This window comes from Isoptericola aurantiacus, from assembly GCF_044769875.1.
In the GTDB taxonomy this organism is placed as follows: domain Bacteria; phylum Actinomycetota; class Actinomycetes; order Actinomycetales; family Cellulomonadaceae; genus Isoptericola; species Isoptericola aurantiacus.
Genome location: NZ_JBJBAE010000002.1, coordinates 499,221 through 520,541, shown reverse-complemented (window position 1 = coordinate 520,541; position 21,321 = coordinate 499,221). Strand labels below are relative to the sequence as shown.

General features: G+C 73.3%; 19 protein-coding genes. 18 read left to right on the top strand and 1 reads right to left on the bottom strand.

Annotated features, from left to right (window positions below; genetic code table 11):
- The first annotated feature begins 67 nt into the window (after positions 1-67).
- A complete protein-coding gene (gene arc, locus ACIQLL_RS09385; protein WP_402465916.1) occupies positions 68-1,723 on the top strand; it encodes a proteasome ATPase in 1,656 nt (551 codons plus the stop codon).
- A gap of 26 nt (positions 1,724-1,749) precedes the next feature.
- Here arc and ACIQLL_RS09380 read toward each other — a convergent pair whose 3' ends face one another.
- Positions 1,750-3,330 carry a PP2C family protein-serine/threonine phosphatase gene (locus tag ACIQLL_RS09380; protein WP_402465913.1) on the bottom strand — a complete coding sequence of 527 codons (1,581 nt, stop codon included), beginning with the start codon at positions 3,328-3,330 and terminating at the stop codon, positions 1,750-1,752.
- Positions 3,331-3,455: 125 nt separating this feature from the next.
- Here ACIQLL_RS09380 and dop point away from each other — a divergent pair, with 125 nt between their 5' ends.
- The 17 genes from dop to lgt all read left to right on the top strand — a co-directional run bounded on the left by dop (position 3,456) and on the right by lgt (position 21,281).
- Positions 3,456-5,114: a depupylase/deamidase Dop gene (gene dop / locus ACIQLL_RS09375; protein ID WP_402466293.1), complete on the top strand. Its 1,659-nt coding sequence runs from the start codon at positions 3,456-3,458 to the stop codon at positions 5,112-5,114.
- A gap of 74 nt (positions 5,115-5,188) precedes the next feature.
- On the top strand, positions 5,189-5,386 hold the full coding sequence (locus tag ACIQLL_RS09370; protein WP_402465911.1) for a ubiquitin-like protein Pup: 198 nt from the start codon (positions 5,189-5,191) through the stop codon (positions 5,384-5,386).
- A gap of 6 nt (positions 5,387-5,392) precedes the next feature.
- Positions 5,393-6,247 carry a proteasome subunit beta gene (gene prcB / locus ACIQLL_RS09365; protein ID WP_402465908.1) on the top strand — a complete coding sequence of 285 codons (855 nt, stop codon included), beginning with the start codon at positions 5,393-5,395 and terminating at the stop codon, positions 6,245-6,247.
- Positions 6,244-6,966 (top strand): proteasome subunit alpha, encoded by a 723-nt coding sequence (gene prcA / locus ACIQLL_RS09360; protein ID WP_402465905.1) that lies wholly within the window; start codon positions 6,244-6,246, stop codon positions 6,964-6,966. The genes prcB and prcA overlap by 4 nt, the downstream gene beginning before the upstream one ends.
- A 10-nt stretch (positions 6,967-6,976) precedes the next feature.
- Positions 6,977-8,338, top strand: a complete 1,362-nt coding sequence (gene pafA, locus ACIQLL_RS09355) for a Pup--protein ligase (RefSeq protein ID WP_402465903.1) — start codon at positions 6,977-6,979, stop codon at positions 8,336-8,338.
- Positions 8,339-8,388: 50 nt separating this feature from the next.
- Complete coding sequence (locus ACIQLL_RS09350) at positions 8,389-9,333, top strand: FKBP-type peptidyl-prolyl cis-trans isomerase (protein ID WP_402465901.1); 945 nt, start codon at positions 8,389-8,391, stop codon at positions 9,331-9,333.
- Between the two features lie 7 nt (positions 9,334-9,340).
- Positions 9,341-10,111 (top strand): imidazole glycerol phosphate synthase subunit HisF, encoded by a 771-nt coding sequence (hisF, locus tag ACIQLL_RS09345; protein ID WP_402465899.1) that lies wholly within the window; start codon positions 9,341-9,343, stop codon positions 10,109-10,111.
- Positions 10,112-10,214: 103 nt separating this feature from the next.
- On the top strand, positions 10,215-12,116 hold the full coding sequence (locus ACIQLL_RS09340; RefSeq protein ID WP_402465897.1) for an ABC transporter ATP-binding protein: 1,902 nt from the start codon (positions 10,215-10,217) through the stop codon (positions 12,114-12,116).
- Positions 12,113-13,984, top strand: coding sequence for an ABC transporter ATP-binding protein (locus tag ACIQLL_RS09335; protein ID WP_402465894.1), 1,872 nt, complete (start codon positions 12,113-12,115; stop codon positions 13,982-13,984). Before ACIQLL_RS09340 ends, ACIQLL_RS09335 begins: the two co-directional genes overlap by 4 nt.
- Positions 13,985-14,033: 49 nt before the next feature.
- A complete protein-coding gene (gene hisI / locus ACIQLL_RS09330; RefSeq protein ID WP_402465891.1) occupies positions 14,034-14,441 on the top strand; it encodes a phosphoribosyl-AMP cyclohydrolase in 408 nt (135 codons plus the stop codon).
- The gene (locus ACIQLL_RS09325; protein ID WP_402465888.1) at positions 14,438-16,027 is read left to right on the top strand and encodes an anthranilate synthase component I; all 1,590 of its coding nucleotides are present in this window, start codon (positions 14,438-14,440) and stop codon (positions 16,025-16,027) included. The genes hisI and ACIQLL_RS09325 overlap by 4 nt, the downstream gene beginning before the upstream one ends.
- The gene (locus ACIQLL_RS09320; RefSeq protein WP_402465885.1) at positions 16,024-16,653 is read left to right on the top strand and encodes a Trp biosynthesis-associated membrane protein; all 630 of its coding nucleotides are present in this window, start codon (positions 16,024-16,026) and stop codon (positions 16,651-16,653) included. Before ACIQLL_RS09325 ends, ACIQLL_RS09320 begins: the two co-directional genes overlap by 4 nt.
- Positions 16,654-16,693: 40 nt before the next feature.
- Positions 16,694-16,972, top strand: coding sequence for an HGxxPAAW family protein (locus ACIQLL_RS09315; RefSeq protein ID WP_402465883.1), 279 nt, complete (start codon positions 16,694-16,696; stop codon positions 16,970-16,972).
- A 228-nt stretch (positions 16,973-17,200) separates the two neighbouring features.
- Entirely contained in the window at positions 17,201-18,025 is an 825-nt protein-coding gene (trpC, locus tag ACIQLL_RS09310; protein ID WP_402465880.1) for an indole-3-glycerol phosphate synthase TrpC, read from the top strand.
- Between the two features lie 120 nt (positions 18,026-18,145).
- Positions 18,146-19,405 carry a tryptophan synthase subunit beta gene (gene trpB, locus ACIQLL_RS09305; protein ID WP_402466290.1) on the top strand — a complete coding sequence of 420 codons (1,260 nt, stop codon included), beginning with the start codon at positions 18,146-18,148 and terminating at the stop codon, positions 19,403-19,405.
- Between the two features lie 14 nt (positions 19,406-19,419).
- Positions 19,420-20,268 (top strand): tryptophan synthase subunit alpha, encoded by an 849-nt coding sequence (trpA, locus tag ACIQLL_RS09300; protein WP_402465877.1) that lies wholly within the window; start codon positions 19,420-19,422, stop codon positions 20,266-20,268.
- Complete coding sequence (lgt, locus tag ACIQLL_RS09295) at positions 20,265-21,281, top strand: prolipoprotein diacylglyceryl transferase (RefSeq protein WP_402465875.1); 1,017 nt, start codon at positions 20,265-20,267, stop codon at positions 21,279-21,281. The genes trpA and lgt overlap by 4 nt, the downstream gene beginning before the upstream one ends.
- Positions 21,282-21,321: the final 40 nt, after the last annotated feature.

Genomic DNA, 21,321 nt, shown 5'->3' with positions numbered 1-21,321 from the left:
CGTATGGTGCTGTGTCTCGGGACCCTTCTCGCCGGAGGGACTCCCGGGCCGTACGAGAGGGGACGCGATGACCGACCACCCTGTCCGCCCGGAAGGTTCGACCGCGGGCGCGCCCTCGGGCCGCGACGCGCAGGTCGCCCTGCTCGCCGCGAAGAACGAGCGCCTCGCCGAGGCGTTGCGCGCGGCGCGCGATCAGATCCTCGAGCTGAAGAAGCAGATCGACGACCTCGCCAAGCCTCCCGGGACGTACGCCACGTTCTTGGGCGCGCACGAGGACGGGTCGGTGGACGTGGTCTCGTCCGGTCGCAAGATGCACCTGCAGGCCAGCCCGGGCCTGGACCTGGACGAGCTGGCGCCGGGCCAGGAGGTCAAGCTCAACGAGGCGATGACGGTCGTGGGCGTGGGTGGGTTCGAGCGCACCGGCGAGCTCGTCACCGTCAAGGAGGTGCTCGACACCGAGCGCGTCCTCGTGGTCGGCCGTGCCGACGAGGAGCGCGTGGTCCGGCTCGCCGGCTCCGTGGTCGCCGACACCCTGCGCGTCGGGGACGCCCTGACGGTGGACGTGCGCAGCGGCTTCGTCTTCGAGGTCGTGCCGAAGTCGGAGGTCGAGGAGCTCGTCCTGGAGGAGGTCCCGGACATCGCGTACGAGGACATCGGCGGTCTGGGACCGCAGATCGAGGCGATCCGCGACGCCGTCGAGCTGCCCTTCTCCCACCCGGACCTGTTCCGGGAGCACGGGCTGCGCCCGCCCAAGGGCGTGCTGCTGTACGGCCCTCCGGGATGCGGGAAGACGCTCATCGCGAAGGCGGTCGCGGCATCCCTGGCCAAGATGGTGGCGGACAACCGCGGCGGGGACCCGAACGCGAAGAGCTTCTTCCTCAACGTCAAGGGCCCCGAGCTGCTCAACAAGTACGTCGGGGAGACCGAGCGACACATCCGCCTGATCTTCGCCCGGGCGCGGGAGAAGGCCTCGCAGGGCATGCCCGTGGTGGTGTTCTTCGACGAGATGGAGTCCCTCTTCCGTACCCGCGGCACGGGGCTGTCGTCCGACGTGGAGACCACGATCGTCCCGCAGCTCCTCGCGGAGATCGACGGCGTGGAGCGTCTGGACAACGTCATCGTCATCGGTGCGTCCAACCGTGAGGACATGATCGACCCGGCGATCCTGCGTCCCGGCCGGCTGGACGTGAAGATCAAGATCGAGCGTCCGGACGCCGAGGGGGCCAAGGAGGTCTTCGCCAAGTACCTCACCACGGACCTGCCCATCAACGCCGACGACCTGGCCGAGCACGGCGGCGACCGGGACGAGGCCGTGGACGCGATGATCCAGTCGGTGGTGGAGCGGATGTACGCCGAGGACGAGGACAACCAGTTCCTCGAGGTCACCTATGCCAGCGGCGACAAGGAGACGCTGTACTTCAAGGACTTCAACTCCGGCGCGATGATCGAGAACGTCGTGGACCGGGCGAAGAAGTCGGCGATCAAGGACCTGCTGGCGACCGGCAACCGCGGTATCCGGGTCGAGCACCTGCTGACCGCCTGCGTCGACGAGTTCCAGGAGAACGAGGACCTGCCGAACACCACCAACCCCGACGACTGGGCGCGCATCAGCGGCAAGAAGGGTGAGCGCATCGTGTTCATCCGCACGATCGTGACGAAGAAGGGCGAGAACGGCACGCCGCGGACGATCGACACGGTCAGCTCGACCGGCCAGTACCTGTAGGTCGCCGGACGCGGTCCGCGGACGGCTCAGCCGGCGCGGTACACCACGAGCGCGACGTCGTCCCGGGCGCCGTCGGGCAGCATCCCGGCGAGCAACCGGTCGGGCACGCCGGCGAGCGCCGTCGCGCAGCACGCCTCGCGGGCGACGGTGACGAGCCGGCCCAGTCCGTCCTGGAGGTGTTCACCGCGCCGTTCGACCAGGCCGTCGGTGTACAGCAGCACGGTGTCGCCGCTCGTCAGGGTGGCCTTGTGCTCGGGTCGGCGTCCGGCCGGGAGCGTCAGCGGCATGCTGCGGGCCTCACCGAGCCACGTGGTGGCGCCGTCGTCGTGCACCAGCAGGCCGGGCGGGTGCCCGGCGCTGGAATACGTGAGCGTCATGGTCCGGGGGTCGACGACCCCGCAGAAGACGGTCGTGAACTCCGACCCGGGCACGGTCCGGGCGAAGGTGTCGAGCATCTCCAAGGTCTGCGCCGGTCCCGCCCCGGCCAGCATCAGCGCGCGGCCGGCGCTGCTGAGGCGTCCCATGCTGGCCGCCGCGCCGACCCCGTGCCCGACGCAGTCTCCGACCACGAGCCCGGACCTGCCCCCGGGGAGCTCGACGACGTCGAACCAGTCGCCGCCGACCGTGAGGCTGTCGTCCGCGGGCCGGTAGCGGGTCTGCCAGCGCGGTGAGGCGGGGGTGTCGGGGGTCATGGCGAGCTGGAGGGCGTCGCTGACCGTGCGGACGCTCGCGATGCGTCGCCGGGACTCCGCGGCCTCCGTGAGCGCCGTCCCGATCGTCCGTGCGATCAGGCCGAGGAACGTGCGCTGGGACTCGTCGTCCGGTCGGCGCGGGTTTCCGTGCAGCACGAGCACGGCCGGGTCCGGACCGTCGCCCACGGGGGAGACCAGCACGCCGTCCTGCCACGAGGGCGTCCCGCCGCGACCCGCCGCGAGGGTGGTGCCGGAGGGCTCGGCGAGGTCGTCCCCGGTGGAGGCGATCAGGGTGTCGTCGACGTAGAGCTGCGCGCCGGTGACGTCCTCGCTGTCGCGCAGCGCGTCGGTGGCGATCCGGGCGACGTCGCTGGTCAGGCCCCGGTGGGCCTGCAGGGCGGCGGAGAGCCGGCCGAGCGTGGTGAGGCGGCGTCGGTCCACCACCTGGTCGGTCGTCTCGGTGGCGATGTCCATGACGCCGCGGACCACGCCGTCGTCGTCGCGCAGCGGGCTGTAGGAGAACGTGAAGCGGGTCTCCTCGACGAACCCGGAGCGCTGCATCCAGAGCAGCATGTCGACGTCCCACGTGGGTCTGCCTGTCGTCATCACCTCGGCGAAGAGCGGGCCGATGTCGTCCCAGATATGGCCCCAGAGCTCGGACGCCGGCGTGCCCATCGCCCGGGGATGGAGGTCGGTGCCCAGCATCTCGCGATAGCCGTCGTTGTAGATCATCGTCAGCTCGGGACCCCACGTCACCAGCACGGCGAACCGGGTGCTGAAGCAGAGCTCGACAGCGCGGCGCAGCGGTGCGGGCCACGTGGACGGGTCGCCGAGGGGGGTTCGCGACCAGTCGACCGCGCGCGCTGCCGCCGCGCACTCTCCGTCGCGCAGCGCGGACTCGAACCACTCGGACACGGGACGATCCTAGGTCGTCGGACGCGACGGTGGAGCGTTCTCTGCCGCGTCCCCACCCGGTCCGCTGCCGCGACGGGGCAGGTCCACCGACGCATAGGGTGGTCGATGTGACGGTGCGACGCGTGATGGGGATCGAGACGGAGTACGGGGTGCTGTCCCCGGGGCGCCCGACGGCGAACCCGATGCTGATGAGCTCCCAGGTGGTGACCACCTACCGGGCCTCGGTGCAGGGTGGGCGGCCGGGCCGGGCGCCGGCGCGCTGGGACTACGACGACGAGGACCCGCTGGCCGACGCCCGGGGGTTCCGCCTGGAACGGGCCTCGGCGCACCCGTCGCTGCTCACCGACCGTCCCGACGCCCCGGCGCCGTCGGGGCCGACGCCGGACGGTCCGGCCGCGGCGCGGGTCGTGGTCCGCGCCGGGCACGGGACGGTGTCGGAGCCCGAGGCCCTGGACCGGCCCGAGGTCGAGGAGTACGACGACCCGAGCGCCGCGAACTGCATCCTGACCAACGGCGCCCGGCTCTACGTCGACCACGCGCACCCCGAGTACTCCTCGCCCGAGGTCACGGGCCCGCGGGACGGCGTGGTGTGGGACGTGGCCGGTGAGCGGGTCATGCTGGCGGCCACCCGGCGGCTGGCCCAGGTACCGGGATCGGAGGTGGTGCTCTACAAGAACAACGTCGACGGCAAGGGCGCGAGCTACGGCACGCACGAGAACTACCTGGTGGACCGCCGGCTCGACTTCGGCACCCTGGTGGAGCTGCTGACGCCGTTCCTGGTGACGCGGCAGGTCTTCACCGGGTCGGGCCGGGTCGGTCTCGGTGCCACCGGCGACGAGGCCGGGTTCCAGCTCTCCCAGCGGGCCGATTACGTCGAGGCCGAGGTGGGTCTGGAGACCACGCTGCGCCGGCCCATCGTCAACACCCGCGACGAGCCCCACGCGGACCGGGCGCGGTGGCGCCGGCTGCACCTGATCATCGGCGACGCCAACCATCTCGAGGTGGCCACCTACCTCAAGCTCGGTACCACCTCGTCGGTCCTGTGGGTGGCCGAGCACCTGGACGAGCTGGCCGAGGCCGGGGTCCCCGCGCGTGCCGAGCTGGCCGCCCTGCGGCTCGCCGACCCGGTGGGGGACGTGCGGCGCGTCTCGCGCGACCTCGCCCTGACGACGGCGCTGGAGCTGGCCGACGGGACCACGGCGACGGCGCTGCAGATCCAGGAGCGCTACGCCGACGTCGTGGCCCGGTCCCTGGCCGCGCTCGGGTCGGACACCGAGTCGGACGACGTGCTGGACCGCTGGCGGTCGGTGCTCTCCCGGCTGGCCACCGACCCGGGGTCGTGCGCCCGGGAGGTCGAGTGGGTGGCCAAGCTGCGGCTGCTGGACCGGATGCGCACCCGCGACGGCCTCGCCTGGGACCACCCGCGCCTCGGGGCGCTGGACCTGCAGTGGTCGGACGTGCGACCCGAGCGCGGCGTGTACCACCGCCTGGTCGCCTCCGGCGCGGTCGAACGGCTGACCACGGACGCCGAGGTCGAGCGGGCGGTCCATCACCCGCCCACCGACACCCGGGCCTGGTTCCGCGGCGAGGTCATGGAGCGGTACGCGGACCAGGTCTCGGCGGCGAGCTGGGACTCGGTGATCTTCGACGTCCCCGGTGCCGCCTCGCTGCAGCGGGTGCCGATGCTCGACCCGACCCGGGGGACCGAGGCGCACATCGGTGCGCTGCTCGACGCGAGCCCGGACGCGGCCGCGCTGCTGAACGGGTTGCGCGGAGAGACGTGAGTCGCGGGGCACGAGGCGTCGCCGACGGCATAGGCTGACACCACCCTCACCGGGAACGACGAAGGAGGCGGACCATGGCTGGTCAGGAACGGATCAACCCGCAGCGCGACGACCGCACGCCCGACGACGACGCGGACGCCCCGGCCCCCGCCGCGCCGCAGGCCTCCGAGCGGGACGCGGAGGTGGACTCCTTGCTGGAGGAGATCGACGAGGTCCTCGAGTCGAACGCCGAGTCGTTCGTGCGCGGCTTCGTGCAGAAGGGCGGGCAGTGAGCGCCGATGACTGCTGCTGATACCTCGGGACGGCTGCCGGACGCCTTCCTGCGTCCGGGGTCGAGCTCGTTCGTGGACTTCCTCGGGGCGCACGCCCCGGAGCTCCTGCCCGGCAACCGTTCGACCCCGGGCGCGACGGCGACGGCGGACCTCGCCCCGCACGCCACGACCATCGTCGCCCTGACGTTCGGCACCTCCGACGGCGGCCGCGGCGTCGTGATGGCGGGCGACCGCCGCGCCACGATGGGGCACATGATCGCCAGCCGTGAGATCGAGAAGGTGTTCGCGGCGGACGAGTTCTCCGCCGTGGGGATCGCGGGCTCTGCCGGGATCGCTGTCGAGCTGGTCCGGCTGTTCCAACTCGAGCTCGAGCACTACGAGAAGATCGAGGGCTCGCTGCTGTCGCTGGACGGCAAGGCGAATCGCCTGGCGACCATGATCCGCGGCAACCTGCCGATGGCTCTCCAGGGCCTGGCGGTCGTGCCCCTCTTCGGCGGGTACGACCTGGACCGGTCGACGGGCCGCATCTTCAGCTACGACGTCACCGGTGGGCGCTACGAGGAGCACGACCACCACTCGGTCGGTTCAGGCTCGGTGTTCGCCCGCGGCGCGCTGAAGAAGCTGTGGCGTCCTGGCCTGGAGGCCTCGGGCGCGGTCGACGTGGCCGTGGAGGCGCTCTACGACGCGGCCGACGACGACAGCGCCACCGGCGGTCCCGACACGGTCCGCAGGATCTGGCCGGTGGTCGCCACGGTCACCGCGGACGGCTACCGCAGGGTCGACGACGATGCGCTCGCCGCCGTCGTCGAGCGCATCGTGGCGGCGCGCACCGTCGGCGACGCGGGGGGTGGTCGCGCATGAGCATGCCGTTCTACGTCTCGCCCGAGCAGCTGATGAAGGATCGCGCGGACTTCGCGCGCAAGGGGATCGGCCGCGGTCGGTCCGTCGTCGTGCTCGCCTACGCGGGCGGCATCGCGTTCGCCACGGAGAACCCGTCGCGTGCGCTGCACAAGATCTCCGAGATCTACGACCGCATCGCGTTCGCCGCCGTCGGCAAGTACAACGAGTTCGAGAACCTGCGGGTCGCGGGCGTGCGGTACGCGGACCTGCGCGGCTACTCCTACGACCGCACCGACGTCACCGCCCGCGGGCTGGCGAACGCCTACGCCCAGACGCTCGGCACGGTCTTCACCACCGAGTCCAAGCCGCTGGAGGTGGAGCTGGTGGTGGCCGAGGTCGGCGAGACGCCGCAGTCAGACCAGCTCTACCGGCTGTCGTACGACGGTTCGGTGGCCGACGAGCACGGCTTCGTGGTCATGGGCGGCCAGGCGGACCAGCTGACCACCCGGGTCCGTGAGGCCTGGGACGAGGGGATGGACCTGCCGGCGGTGCTGCAGCTCGCCGTCAGGACCCTCGGCGCCGTCGGTCCCGACGGCAGCGTGGCGGCACCGGGTGCGGAACGGGAGATCCCGGCGTCCGGCCTGGAGGTCGCGGTGCTGGAACGATCACGACCCCGCCGGGCGTTCCGTCGGTTGCAGGGTGAGGCGCTGGCAGGTCTGCTGGCGCACGGCGAGGACTAGGGAGCACGCGATGGACCGGCGGATCTTCGGCCTCGAGACCGAGTACGGCGTGACCTGCGCGTCCGACGACGGGCGCGGGCTGAGCGCGGACGAGGTGGCGCGATACCTCTTCCGCAAGGTGGTGGCCTGGGGCCGGTCGTCCAACGTGTTCCTGCGCAACGGGTCGCGGCTCTACCTGGACGTCGGGTCGCACCCGGAGTACGCGACCGCGGAGTGCGACGACGTACGCCAGCTGGTGGCGTACGACCGCGGGGGAGAGCGGATCCTCGAGGGGCTCGTGGCCGACGCCCAGCAGCGGCTCGAGCACGAGGGGCTGCCGGGCAAGGTCCACCTGTTCAAGAACAACACGGACTCGGCCGGCAACTCCTACGGGTGCCACGAGAACTACCTGGTGCGTCGGCAGGGCGACTTCTCGCGCCTGAGCGACGTGCTGGTGCCGTTCCTCATCACCCGGCAGGTCCTGACCGGGGCCGGGAAGGTCCTCGCCACGCCGCGGGGCGCGACCTACTGCCTGTCCCAGCGGGCCGACCACATCTGGGAGGCCGTCTCCAGCGCGACGACCCGGTCGCGCCCGATCATCAACACCCGCGACGAGCCGCACGCCGACGCCGAGCACTACCGCCGCCTGCACGTCATCGTGGGCGACTCCTCGATGTCCGAGGCCACCACGATGCTCAAGGTCGGCGCCACGGACCTGGTGCTGCGGCTCGTGGAGGCGGGTGTACCCGTGCGGGACCTGACCCTGGAGAACCCCATCCGGGCGATCCGGGAGATCAGCCACGACTCGACGGGTCTGGCGCCCGTCCAGCTCGCGAACGGGCGCACCGCGACCGCGGTGGACGTCCAGGGCGAGTACTTCCAGCGGGTGCGCGAGCACGTCGACGCCCACCTGGACCCGACGCCGCAGGTCAAGGCGACGCTGGACCTGTGGGAGCGCGGGCTCCGGGCGCTGGAGTCGGGGGACCTGACGCTGGTCGAGCGCGAGCTGGACTGGGTGATCAAGCTGCGGCTGATCGACCGGTACCGGGCCAAGCACGACCTGTCGCTGGACGACCCGCGCGTCGCCCGGCTCGACCTGGCCTACCACGACATCTCGCGCACGGAGGGGTTGTACAACCTGCTGGCGGCGCGCGGGATGGTGGAGCGGGTCGTGACCGACCTCGAGGTCTTCGAGTCCACGGCCATCCCCCCGCAGACGACGCGGGCCAAGCTCCGCGGCGACTTCGTGCGGGCCGCCCAGGACGCCCGCCGCGACTACACGGTCGACTGGGTCCACCTGAAGCTCAACGACCAGGCCCAGCGCACGGTGCTGTGCAAGGACCCGTTCCGCAACGTCGACGAGCGGGTGGAGCGGCTCATCGAGTCCATGTGAGGCTTCCGCCGCACGGCCGGCAGGCCGTGCGGCCGTGGCAGACTGTCCCGGTGCTTCCCGCTCGACCCCGCCCGCTCGCCGCCCTCGTGGCCGCCGTGGCCGCGGTGGTGCTGACGCTGTCGGGGTGCTCGACGGACCTGCTGGACGAGATCGCGCCGACGTCGGTGCCGACGCAGGTCCCGGTGCAGGTCTCCGGACCTGCGGGGGAACCGCCGGAGCTGGAGTACCCCCAGCCGTACGACGTGGTGCGTGCCGGGTCCCGCACGATCACGGCGGGCACGGGGGACCGGCTGGAGCGGGGCGGACCGGTGATGCTGCACATGTACGCCGAGGACGGGCGCGACGGCACGGTCATCACCTCCACCTACCTGGACGCCCCGGCCTGGTACACCTTCGACGCCGAGTCCCTCGGTGAGAACCTCTACGAGTCGCTGCGTGGTCAGCGGGTCGGTGCGCGCGTGCTGGTGGTCGAGGAGGACGACGGCGTGCCGGTGGTGCTGGTCGTCGACGTGCTGCCCACGCGGGCCGACGGCGACGTCGTCGAACCCGCCGAGGGCCTGCCCCAGGTCCTGCGCGACCCCGACGGCACCCCGACGGTCCGGGTGCCCGACTCGGACCCCCCGGACCAGCTCGTGGTCCAGCCCCTGGTGCGGGGCACGGGACCGCAGGTCGACGTCGGCCAGGTGGTCACGGCCCGGTACGTGGCGGTGCGGTGGAGCGACGGGGCGGTGGTCGACTCGAGCTGGCAGCCGGGCGTGGCACCGCAGTCGACCATGATCGGGATCGGCCGGCTCGTCGAGGGCTGGGACCAGGGTCTGCTGGAGCAGTCCGTGGGCTCGCAGGTGATGCTCGTGGTCCCGCCCCACCTGGGCTACGGTGGCACCAGCAGCGAGCTGGCGGACGAGACCCTCGTCTACGTCGTCGACATCCTGGCGGCACGGACGCAGGAGACCGACGAGGTCCCCGCTCCTGGCGACTCCGCCGACGAAGGGTGAATCTTCCATGACCGTGGCCGTCCGGGTCATCCCCTGTCTGGACGTCGACGCCGGCCGGGTGGTCAAGGGCGTCAACTTCACCGACCTGCGCGACGCCGGCGACCCGGTCGAGCTCGCCGACCGCTACGACGGCGAGGGTGCGGACGAGGTGACCTTCCTCGACGTCTCGGCGTCCTCGGGCGGCCGGGAGACGATGGTCGACGTCGTGCGCCGGACGGCCGAGCAGGTGTTCGTGCCCCTGACCGTGGGCGGCGGGGTGCGGACCACGCAGGACGTCGACCGGCTGCTGCGGGCCGGAGCCGACAAGGTCGGGGTGAACACCGCGGCGATCGCGCGCCCGGAGCTCGTCGCCGAGATCGCGGAGCGGTTCGGCAACCAGGTGCTCACGCTCTCCGTCGACGCCCGCCGCGTCACCGGTGACGTGACGACGCCCTCGGGGTTCGAGGTGACGACGCACGGCGGGCGCCGGGGCACCGGGATCGACGCCGTCGAGTGGGCCGAGCGGGCCGCCGGGCTGGGCGCGGGGGAGATCCTGCTGAACTCCATGGACGCCGACGGCACCACCGGCGGGTTCGACCTGGAGATGCTGGCCGCCGTGCGGGCGCGGGTGGACGTGCCGCTGGTGGCCTCCGGCGGGGCGGGCAGCGTCGAGCACTTCGTCGAGGCGGCCCGGGCGGGCGCCGACGCCGTGCTGGCCGCGAGCGTCTTCCACTTCGGCGCGTTGAGCATCGGCGAGGTCAAGTCGGCCCTGCGGGAGGCCGGGGTCGAGGTGCGCTGAGCGCACCCGAGCGTCGTCCGGTCTCCCCCCGGGGACGAGGCCGGGAGCCGGTCGCGGGCACGTTAGGATCGATTCGATCCCCCCGAGAACATGAGGTCCTCCTGTGCCCGACGACGACCGCCCGGTCACCCTGACCGGGTCGCGGTTGCGCCGCAGCGTCGTGCTCCTGTGGCGGGGCATGCGCTCCGAACCGCGTCTGTACGTCCTGGCCGTGGTGGCCTCCGCGGTGTTCGGCGCCGCGACGGTCGCCGTGAGCCGGGCGGTCGGCTGGGCGACCGACGCCGTCGTCGTGCCGGCCGTCGCGGGGGACGCGGTCGCCCGCGGGCAGATCTGGGTCGCCGGCGGCGTGCTGGCGCTGGTCGCGCTCACGCTCGCCCTGTCGGTCGCCGGTCGGCGCATCTGGGCCGGCTGGGGCAACGTGGGCATCCAGGCGCGGCACCGCCGCGGCGTCACCCGGCAGTACCTGAGGCTGCCGCTGTCCTGGCACCGCGCGCACCCGGCCGGGCAGCTGCTGTCCAACGCCAGTGCGGACGTCGAGGCGGCCACGGGTGTGTTCAACCCCCTGCCGTTCGCGCTCGGTGTGGTCGTGATGATCGCGGTCGCCGCCGCGATGCTCCTGGCGACCGACCCGTGGCTGGCCGCCGCGGCGCTCGTGGTGATCCCCGCCGCCGTCGTGGCCAACCTCGTGTTCCAGCGCCACATGGCACCGGCCGCCACGCGCGCCCAGCAGCTGCGCGCCGAGGTCGCCGACGTCGCGCACGAGTCCTTCGAGGCGGCGCTGCTGGTGAAGTCGCTCGGCACCGCCGACCGCGAGGAGGCCCGGTTCGCCGAGCGCACCGACGCGCTGCGTGCCGCGAACGTCCGGGTCGGGACGGTGCGCGCGGTCTTCGACCCCGTCATCGAGCTGCTGCCGAACCTCGGCACGCTCCTCGTCCTGGGCGTCGGGGCGTGGCGCGCCGCCACGGGCGCCGTCGACGTCGGCGACGTCGTCACCGCCGCCTACCTCCTGACGGTCATGGCCGTGCCGGTGCGGGCCTTCGGCTGGGTCCTCGGCGAGCTGCCGCGCGCCCTGGTCGGCTACGAGCGGATCACCCGCGTGCTCGACGCGCGCGGGAGCCTGGGGTCCGGCACCGGCACGTTGCCCGACGGCGGGAGCGGCATCGCGGTGCGGCTCGAGCACGTCGGCCTCGACGTGTCCGCCGCGGGCCGCACGGCCACCCTGCTCGACGACGTGTCGCTCGACGTCGCGCCCGGCAGCACGGTGGCGGTCGTCGGGCCGACCGGTGCCGGCAAGACGACGCTGGTCTCCCTGCTCAGCCGTCTCGGTGACCCCACGCGCGGCACCGTGCAGCTCGACGGCCTCGACGTGCGCTCGCTCGCCGAGGGCGCCGTCCCGGCCCAGGTGGCCCTGGTGGCGCAGCAGACGTTCGTCTTCGAGGACACGGTGCGCGCCAACGTGACCCTCGCCGACGAGATCTCGCCCGCCGTGGACGACGCGGTCTGGGAGGCGCTCGCCCGGGCGCACGTCGACGACGTCGTGCGCGCGCTGCCCGACGGGATCGACGCCCGGCTGGGGGAGCGGGGCGCGAACCTCTCGGGCGGCCAGCGCCAGCGGCTCGCCATCGCCCGCGCCCTGGTGCGGCGCCCCCGGCTGCTCGTCCTCGACGACGCCACGAGCGCCGTCGACCCCCGCGTCGAGCAGGAGATCCTCGCCGGCCTGGCGCGGTCCGCGGCGGACGGGCAGGGTGCCACGACGGTCGTGATGGTCGCCTACCGGATGTCGTCGGTGACGACCGCCGACGTCGTGGTCCACCTCGACGGCGGCCGGGTCGTCGACGTCGGCACGCACGACGAGCTGCTGGCTCGTGACGCCGGGTACCACGAGCTGGCCACCGCCTACGAGGCGGAGACGGCGCGCCGCGGGCGTGAGCTGGCCGACGAGCGCGCGGTGGGCACCACCGTGGCCGAACCCTGGGACGACGAGCCGCAGGAGGCGACCCGATGAGCGACTCCCGCATCGCGGCCACCAGCGACCTCGGGGTGCTCGCCACCCTGCGCCGCGGGGTGCAGATCTCGCCGCAGATCGTCCAGGGGTGGTGGATCACGCTCGCGCTGGCGGTCCTGGCGGCGGCCGGACGCGTGGTGGTGCCGCTCGCGGTCCAGCGCACGGTCGACGACGGCATCCTGGCCGACGGCGGTCCCGACGCCGGTCGCGTCGCGCTGCTGGTGACCCTGGCCGCCGGTGCGGTCGTGGTGGCCGGGCTGTGCACGGCGGTGGTCAACATCCGGCTCTTCCGTACCACCGAGGCGGGGCTGGCGAGCCTGCGCGTGCGTGCGTTCCGGCACGTGCACGACCTGTCGACGCTGTCCCAGGGGTCCGAACGGCGCGGGTCGCTCGTCTCGCGGGTCACCAGCGACGTCGACACCATCTCGCACTTCGTGCAGTGGGGCGGCATCATGCTGCTCGTCAGCTCGCTGCAGATCGCGGTCGCCACGGTGCTCATGGCGGTCTACTCGCCGCTGCTGACCGTCGTCGTCTGGCTGTGCTTCGTCCCGCTGTTCCTCGTGCTGCGCTACGCCCAGCGTTCGGTGGGCCGGGCCTTCGCCGCCGTGCGCGAGAAGGTCGGCGCGATGCTGGGCGCGGTCTCCGAGGCGGTCGTCGGCGCGGAGACCGTTCGTGCCTACGGCGTGCAGGACCGCACCGGGCGGCGCGTGGACGCCGCCATCGAGGACACGCGGCGCACCCAGGGACGCGCACAGCTGCTCGTGGCGAGCGTGTTCTCGACCGGGACCCTGCTGGCCAACCTCGTGCTGGCCGTGGTGGTCGTCGTCGGCACCTACCTGGGTATCGGCGGCGGCCTGACCGCGGGGGAGCTCGTCGCCTTCCTCTTCCTCGTCCAGTTGTTCACCGGCCCGGTCCAGATGGCCACCGAGATCCTCAACGAGCTGCAGAACGCCGTCGCGGGGTGGCGGCGGGTGATCGCCGTCGTCGACACGCCGCTCGACGTGACGGATCCCAGTGCCCCGGGGGACGCGGTGGCCGCAGGAGCCGCGGCGCCGAGCCCGCCCGGCCCGGCCCGGGTGGCCCTGCACGGCGTGCGGTACGCCTACCCGGGTGGGCCGGAGGTCCTGCACGACGTCGACCTCGAGCTGCCCGCACGGCGCAAGGTGGCCGTGGTGGGGCGCACCGGGTCGGGCAAGACGACGATCGCCAAGCTCGTCGCCCGGCTCATGGACCCCACCGACGGCAGCGTGACGCTCGACGGCGTGGACCTGCGCCGCATCCCGCTGGCGCGGCTGCGCGAGCGGGTGGTCCTCGTGCCCCAGGAGGGCTTCCTCTTCGACGGCACCGTGCTGTCCAACGCGGCCTACGGGCTGCGGTCCGGAGGCGGCGGGCTCGAGAACGACGGATCCGCGGACGGCGTGGGGGGCGACGGCGCCGTGCCCGCGGAGGTCCGCGCCCGCGTGGCTGGCGCCTTCGAGGCGCTCGGCCTGACGGAGTGGGTCGCCGGTCTGCCGGCGGGTCTGGACACCGACGTCGGGCAGCGGGGCGAGGCGCTGTCCGCCGGGGAGCGTCAGCTGGTGGCCGTCGCCCGGGCGTACCTGGCGGCACCGGACCTGCTGGTCCTCGACGAGGCGACCTCCGCCGTCGACCCCGCCGCGGAGGTGCGCATCGCCCGTGCGCTGGACGCCCTGACCTCGGGCCGCTCCACCCTCACGATCGCGCACCGGCTCTCGACGGCCGAGGCGAGCGACCTGGTGGTCGTGGTGGACGACGGCCACGTGGTGGAGGTCGGCCCGCACGCCGAGCTGGTCGCCGCCGGGGGCGTGTACGCGCAGATGCACGCGAGCTGGGTCGCCCAGACCCGCTGAGGTGCCGGACGGGGACCGTGGCCGCGCGGTGACGTGAAAAGATGCAGGCGTGCACACCCCCGCAGCTCTCGACCCCACCGTCGCCGACCGGCTCAAGCGTGACGAGCACGGACTCGTCGCGGCGATCGTCCAGCAGCACGACACGGCCGAGGTGCTGATGCTCGGCTGGATGGACGACGAGGCCCTGCGTCGCACCCTGACCGAGGGTCGCGTGACGTTCTGGAGCCGTTCGCGCTCGGAGTACTGGCGCAAGGGAGACACCTCGGGGCACGTGCAGCACGTGCGCTCCGTCGCGCTCGACTGCGACGGCGACGCGCTGCTCGTGCGGGTCGACCAGGTGGGTGCGGCCTGCCACACGGGCACCCGCACCTGCTTCGAGGCCGGCGGCGACCTCCACGCGGTCGTCGGCACGGGCCGGCACGAGAACCCGGACCACGACGTCAAGGAGAACCGGTGACCACGACCCCCACGTCCGCTCAGGCACGCTCCGCCGCACCGACGGCCGAGGAGCTCACCTGGGGAGCCACGTGGCCGGGCCTGGACACGTTCCGCGACCTCGCCCGCGACCGACGCGTCATCCCCGTGGTGCGCCGCGTGCTGGCCGACGACGTGACGCCGGTCGGCCTCTACCGGACCCTCGCCCAGGGGCGGCCCGGGACGTTCGTGCTGGAGTCCGCCGAGGCCGGAGGCGCCTGGGCGCGCTGGTCGTTCGTCGGCGTCGAGGCACGGGCCACGTTGCTGTCCGACGGCGGCCGCGCCGTGTGGTCCGGCGACGTCCCGGCGGGCATCCCGCGGGAGGGTGACGTCCTCGAGGTGCTCGGCGCCGCGCTGGAGGCGCTGCGTACCGAACCCGTCGAGGGCCTGCCTCCGCTGACCGGCGGGTTCGTGGGCGCGATGGGCTGGGACATCGTGCGGCACTGGGAGCCCTCCCTGCCGTCGACGGCGCCGGACGAGCTCGACGCGCCCGAGGTGGCGATGTCCCTGGCGACCGACCTGGTGGCGATCGACCATCACTCGGGGTCCGTGTGGCTCATCGCCAACGCGATCAACGGCGACGGCACCGACGAGCGCGTCGACGAGGCGCACGCCGACGCGGTGACCCGCCTGGACGCGCTGGCCGCCCGGCTGGCCGCCCCTGCTGCGCCGGTCCGCACCGTCGTCGCCCCGGGCGCCGAGGCACCGGAGCTGGAGTTCCGGTCCACCCGCGACGAGTTCGAGGACGCCGTGCGGGCCGGGCAGGAGGCGATCCGCGACGGCGAGGTCTTCCAGGTCGTCCTCTCCCAGCGGCTCGACCTGGACTGCCCCGCCGAGCCGCTGGACGTCTACCGGGCGCTGCGGACCATCAACCCGAGCCCGTACATGTACTACTTCCAGCTGCGCGACCACGCCGACCGGGACTTCGCCGTCGTCGGGTCCAGCCCGGAGACCCTGGTCAAGGTCGCCTCCGGCCATGTGACGACCTATCCCATCGCGGGGTCCCGGCCACGGGGCGCGACGGTCGAGGAGGACGTGGCCCTCGCCGAGGAGCTCATCGCCGACCCGAAGGAGCGCGCCGAGCACCTCATGCTCGTGGACCTGTCGCGCAACGACCTGGTGAAGGTCTGCGAACCGACGTCGGTCGAGGTGGTGGAGTTCATGTCCACCCGGCGGTTCAGCCACATCATGCACCTGTGCTCCACCGTCGTGGGCCGGCTGCGGCCCGGGGCGAGCGCCCTGGACACGCTGCGGGCGACGTTCCCCGCGGGCACCCTGTCCGGGGCTCCCAAGCCCCGCGCCATCGCCCTCATCGACGAGCTCGAGCCGGCGTCGCGCGGCATCTACGGCGGGACGTGCGGCTACTTCGACTTCGGCGGGGACATGGACATGGCCATCGCCATCCGGACGGCGTTCCTGCGCGAGGGGCGCGCCTCCGTGCAGGCCGGTGGCGGGATCGTCGCCGACTCGGTGCCCGCCCTGGAGTACGAGGAGTCGCGCAACAAGGCGGCCGCGGCCGTCCGCGCGGTCCAGCTGGCCGCCCGGTTCACGGACCTGGGGCGGGCATGAGCCCCGTCATCCGCTCCCGGCCCCGGGCGGTCGTCACGCTGCTCGCGCTCGGTGCGGCCGTGCTGGCGCTCGCCGCGCCCACCTGGTTGCGCACGACGGTGGCCACCGCGCTCGAGCCCGAGGTCGCCGTCGAGGTGACGGGGAACGCGGCGGCCCCGGCCGTCAGCGCGGCGGCGTTCGTGATCGTCGCGGGGGCCCTGGCGACGACGCTCGGTGGGCGGGTGGCGCGCACGGTCGCCCTGGTGGTGGCCGGCATCGGGGGCGCCGTCGTCGCGGTCGCGGCGGCCGGCGTGCTGGGCGACGCGCAGGGGCCCGCGGTGGCGGGTGCCGCGGAGGCGGCCGGGGTGACCACCCTGAGCTCCCCGGTCGAGGTCACGGTCCTCCCGGCCGCGACGCTCGCCGCGGGCGTCGTCGTCGTCGGTGTGGCCGTGCTCGCCCTGCTCGGGGCCGGGTCGTGGGCGGCGACGGGCGGCCGGCACGAGCGCCCGGACACCAGGACCGTCGTGGATCGCGCCGGTGACCGGCCGCGCGAGGACGCGACGGACGGCGCCGCCGACGCCGGACCCGACGCGCAGGCCGACTGGGACGCCCTCTCGCGGGGTACGGACCCGTCCTCCGACCGGTAGTCTGAGCCCAGCATCACGTGACGAAAGGTATGCCCTGCCCATGACCGACAACCGCACCGCCGAGGACTCCTACCTCCCCCTGGCGGTCCCGCCCACCAACCACGGCCACACCGTCGCGGCCTGGACCGCGATGATCGGCGTGATGGTCGGGGCTCTCGTCTCGGCGATCGGCTGCATGCCCGGCGTCCCGTTCGCGGTCTTCTGGGCCGGGCTCGTCGTCGCCGCCGCAGCGCTCGTCGTCGGTCTGGTCATGCGGAACATGGGGTACGGCCAGCCCAAGGACGGCGTCGAGCCGCGACGCGCGAGCACCGGCCACTGACGCCGCACACCTCCCGCACGCGACGGTGCCCGGCATCCCTCCAGGGGTTGCCGGGCACCGTCGCGTCCGGGCTCCGGGAGGTGGTCACGGGGGGATAACGATGTGACCCGACGGCGGGTCGGATCCGGCGCCAGGGCGCGCTCCGGCCGTCTCGAAGCGCGGTCGGTGGTCAACCTCACGACGAGTCCGGCCTACGATGGCAGGACCACGACCGGGGGAGGGGAGAGCATGACAGTCCTGGAGGACATCGTCGCGGGAGTCCGTGAGGACCTCGCCGTGCGTCAGGCACGCACCTCGCTCGACGACCTGAAGGACCGCGCGGCCAAGGTGCCGGGCGCCCTCGAGTGCTGCAGCGTGCTGATGTCGGAGGACAAGGTCGCCGTCATCGCCGAGGTCAAGCGCTCGAGCCCGTCCAAGGGTTCTCTCGCCCCGATCTCGGACCCCGCAGCCCTCGCCGCCGAGTACGCGGCCGGCGGCGCCGGGGTCATCTCGGTCCTGACGGAGCAGCGCCGGTTCGGCGGCAGCCTCGCCGACCTCGACGCCGTGCGCGCCCGGGTCGACGTCCCGGTGCTGCGCAAGGACTTCGTCGTGACGCCGTACCAGGTGTGGGAGGCGCGGGCGCACGGCGCCGACGTGGTGCTCCTCATCGTCGCGGCGCTCGAGCAGACGGTGCTCACCTCGCTCGTCGAGCGGGTGCACTCCCTGGGCATGACCGCCCTGGTCGAGGTGCACACCGCCGAGGAGGTGTCCCGCGCCCTGGACGCCGGCGCCAAGGTCGTCGGCGTCAACGCCCGGGACCTGAAGACGCTCGAGGTGGACCGGGGGACCTTCGCCCGGTTGGCACCGCTCGTGCCGGACGGCGTCGCCCGTGTGGCCGAGTCGGGTGTCCGCGGCCCGCACGACGTGATGGAGTACGCCCGTGCCGGTGCCCACGCCGTCCTGGTGGGCGAGGCGCTCGTCACCGACGGCGCACCGCGACGGTCGGTCGCGGACTTGGTCGCGGCGGGGCAGCACCCGTCGCTGTGGTCGGTCCGCCCCGCCGTGCAGCCCTGAGCGCGTTCCGCCGCGCCTCGTCCCACCCCCCCAGCCCCCTTCCCGCAGCAGTAAGGAGCGACCGTGCCCGAGCAGCCTGAGCGCCCCGAGCGGCCCGTTCGTGACGCGCTGACCGAGACGCTGGTCCACGAGGACGTCGGGCACCTGGCCGACGTCCACGGCCCGTACTTCGGGCAGTTCGGCGGACGGTACGTCCCCGAGGCGCTCATCGCGGCGCTCGACGAGCTGGAGGCGGAGTTCCGCAAGGCGCAGCAGGACCCGTCCTTCGCCACCGAGCTCGACCGCCTGCACCGCGAGTACACGGGCCGTCCCTCGCCGCTGACCGAGGTGCCACGGTTCGCCGAGCACGTCGGTGGTCGTCCCGGCGACGTGCGGATCTTCCTCAAGCGTGAGGACCTGAACCACACCGGCTCGCACAAGATCAACAACGTGCTGGGTCAGGCGCTGCTCGTCAAGCGCATGGGCAAGTCCCGCGTGATCGCCGAGACGGGTGCTGGTCAGCACGGTGTCGCCACCGCGACGGCGGCGGCGCTGCTGGGTCTCGACTGCGTCGTCTACATGGGCGAGGAGGACACGCGCCGGCAGGCGTTGAACGTCGCGCGCATGGAGCTGCTCGGCGCCCAGGTCGTCCCCGTGGCGATCGGCACGCGCACCCTCAAGGACGCCATCAACGAGGCGTTGCGCGACTGGGTCACCAACGTCGACGACACCCACTACCTGCTCGGGACGGTGACGGGTCCGCACCCGTTCCCCGAGATGGTGCGCGAGTTCCACCGCATCATCGGCGACGAGGCCCGTGCGCAGGTCCTGGAGCGCGTCGGGCGCCTGCCGGACGCGCTGGCAGCCTGCGTCGGCGGGGGGTCGAACGCGCTCGGCCTGTTCAACGCGTTCCTGGACGACGAGGGTGTAGCGCTCTTCGGGTTCGAGGCCGGCGGGGAAGGCATCGAGAGCGGGCGGCACGCCGCCCGGTTCTCCGGCGGCGCCCCCGGGGTGCTGCACGGCGCCCGCTCCTACCTGCTGCAGGACGACGACGGTCAGACGCGGCCCAGCCACTCGGTCTCGGCCGGCCTGGACTACCCCAGCGTCGGTCCGGCGCACTCCTGGCTGCACGACATCGGGCGTGCCACGTACGAACCCGTGACCGACGCCGAGGCGATGGACGCCTTCCGCGTGCTGTGCCGGACCGAGGGGATCATCCCGGCGATCGAGTCGGCGCACGCCCTGGCCGGCGCCCTGCGCGTGGGCCGCCGGATGGTCGACGCAGGTCGCACCGACCAGGTGATCCTGGTCAACCTCTCCGGCCGCGGGGACAAGGACGTGGCGACGGCGGCACGCTGGTTCGGCCTGCTCGACGAGGACACCACGGAGGGGGACCAGTGAGTGGAGGGGAACCGGTGAGCCCGACAGCGACCACCTCGGCGACGTCCGCCCGGCTCGCAGAGCTGACGGCCGCGGGCCGCGCCGCGCTCGTGGGCTACCTGCCCGTGGGGTTCCCGGACGTCACCCGGTCCGTCGAGGCGGTCACCGCCATGGTCGACGCCGGCGTGGACGTCGTCGAGATCGGTGTGCCCTACACGGACCCTGTGATGGACGGACCCGTGATCCAGCGGGCCGCGGAGGCCGCGCTCGTGGCCGGGGCCCGGGTGCGGGACGTCCTGACGGTCGTCGAGGCGGTCGCCGACCGGTCCGGCGGCACCGTCCCGGCCCTGGTGATGTCCTACTACAACCCGGTGCTGCGCTACGGCGTCGAGGCGTTCGCCCGGGACCTCGCCGGCGCCGGCGGGGCCGGGATGATCACCCCTGACCTCATCCCCGACGAGGCCGGCGAGTGGAGCACCGCGGCGGACGCCCACGGACTCGACAAGGTCTACCTGGTGGCGCCGAGCTCGACCCCCGAGCGTCTGCGGATGACGGCCACCGCCTCGCGCGGGTTCGTCTACGCGGCCTCGACCATGGGGGTCACCGGCGCCCGCGCCGCCGTGGGCCGGCGGGCCGAGCAGCTCGTGGCCGACACCCGCGCCGCCGGCGCCGAGCACGTCTGCGTCGGTCTGGGCGTGTCCACCGGGGACCAGGCCGCCGAGGTCGGCCGGTACGCGGACGGCGTCATCGTGGGCTCGGTGCTCGTGCGCACCCTGCTGTCCGAGGATCCCTGGACGCAGCGCCTGGACGCCCTGCGCGCCGTGACCGCCGAGCTCGCTGACGGCGTCGCGCGCTCCCGTGCCGCCGCCGGAGGGGACTCGTGACCGTCGCCGGGCTGCTCGCCACCTCGATCCCCAGTCCCTCCCAGGGTGTCTGGCACCTGGGGCCGGTCCCGATCCGGGCCTACGCGCTGGCGATCCTCGCCGGCATCGTCGTGGCGGTCTGGATGACGATGCGTCGCTGGAAGGCACGGGGCGGTGATCCGGACGACGTGCTGGAGATCGCGTTCTGGGCCGTGCCGTTCGGGATCGTGGGCGGCCGGCTCTACCACGTGATCTCCACGCCCGAGCCGTACTGGGGCGAGAACGGCGACCCGGTCCAGGCCCTGTACATCTGGCAGGGCGGCCTCGGCATCTGGGGGGCCGTGGCACTCGGTGCCGTGGGTGCCTGGATCGGCTGCCGTCGGATGGGTGTGAGGTTGTCCACGTTCGCGGACGCCCTCGCGCCCGGCCTGCTCGTCGCCCAGGCGATCGGCCGGCTCGGCAACTGGTTCAACCAGGAGCTCTTCGGCTCCCCGACCGAGCTCCCGTGGGGGCTCGAGATCGACGCCGCCTACCTGCCGGTGGACCCTGCGACGGGCGTGCAGTACGCCGAGGGCACCCTGTTCCATCCGACCTTCCTGTACGAGTCGTTGTGGAACCTCGCGGCGGCCGCTCTGCTGATCTGGCTCGACCGCCGGTACAGGCTCGGTCATGGGCGGGTATTCTGGGCCTACGTCGCGCTCTACACCCTCGGCAGGGTGTGGATCGAGATGCTCCGCATCGACACCGCCGAGACGGTGCTCGGGCTGCGGCTGAACGTGTGGACGTCGATCGTCGTGGGCCTGGGTGCTCTCGTCGCCTTCGTCGTCATCGGTCGGCTGCGACCGGGCCGCGAGGACGGTGTCGCCCTGCCCGGGCGTGCACCCCGCGCCGAGCAGGTCAGCGATGCGCAGGACGAGACCGACGGCGGCCCTTCCGGTGCGGACCCGTCCGCCACCGGCGAGGACGCCACCGATACGACCGACACGGATGCGTCGGCCACCGGGTCAGACCAGGACCCGGCGTCGCGCACCTGAGGTGACGTCGACCGGGCGACCCCCGGAACGCGTTCACCCG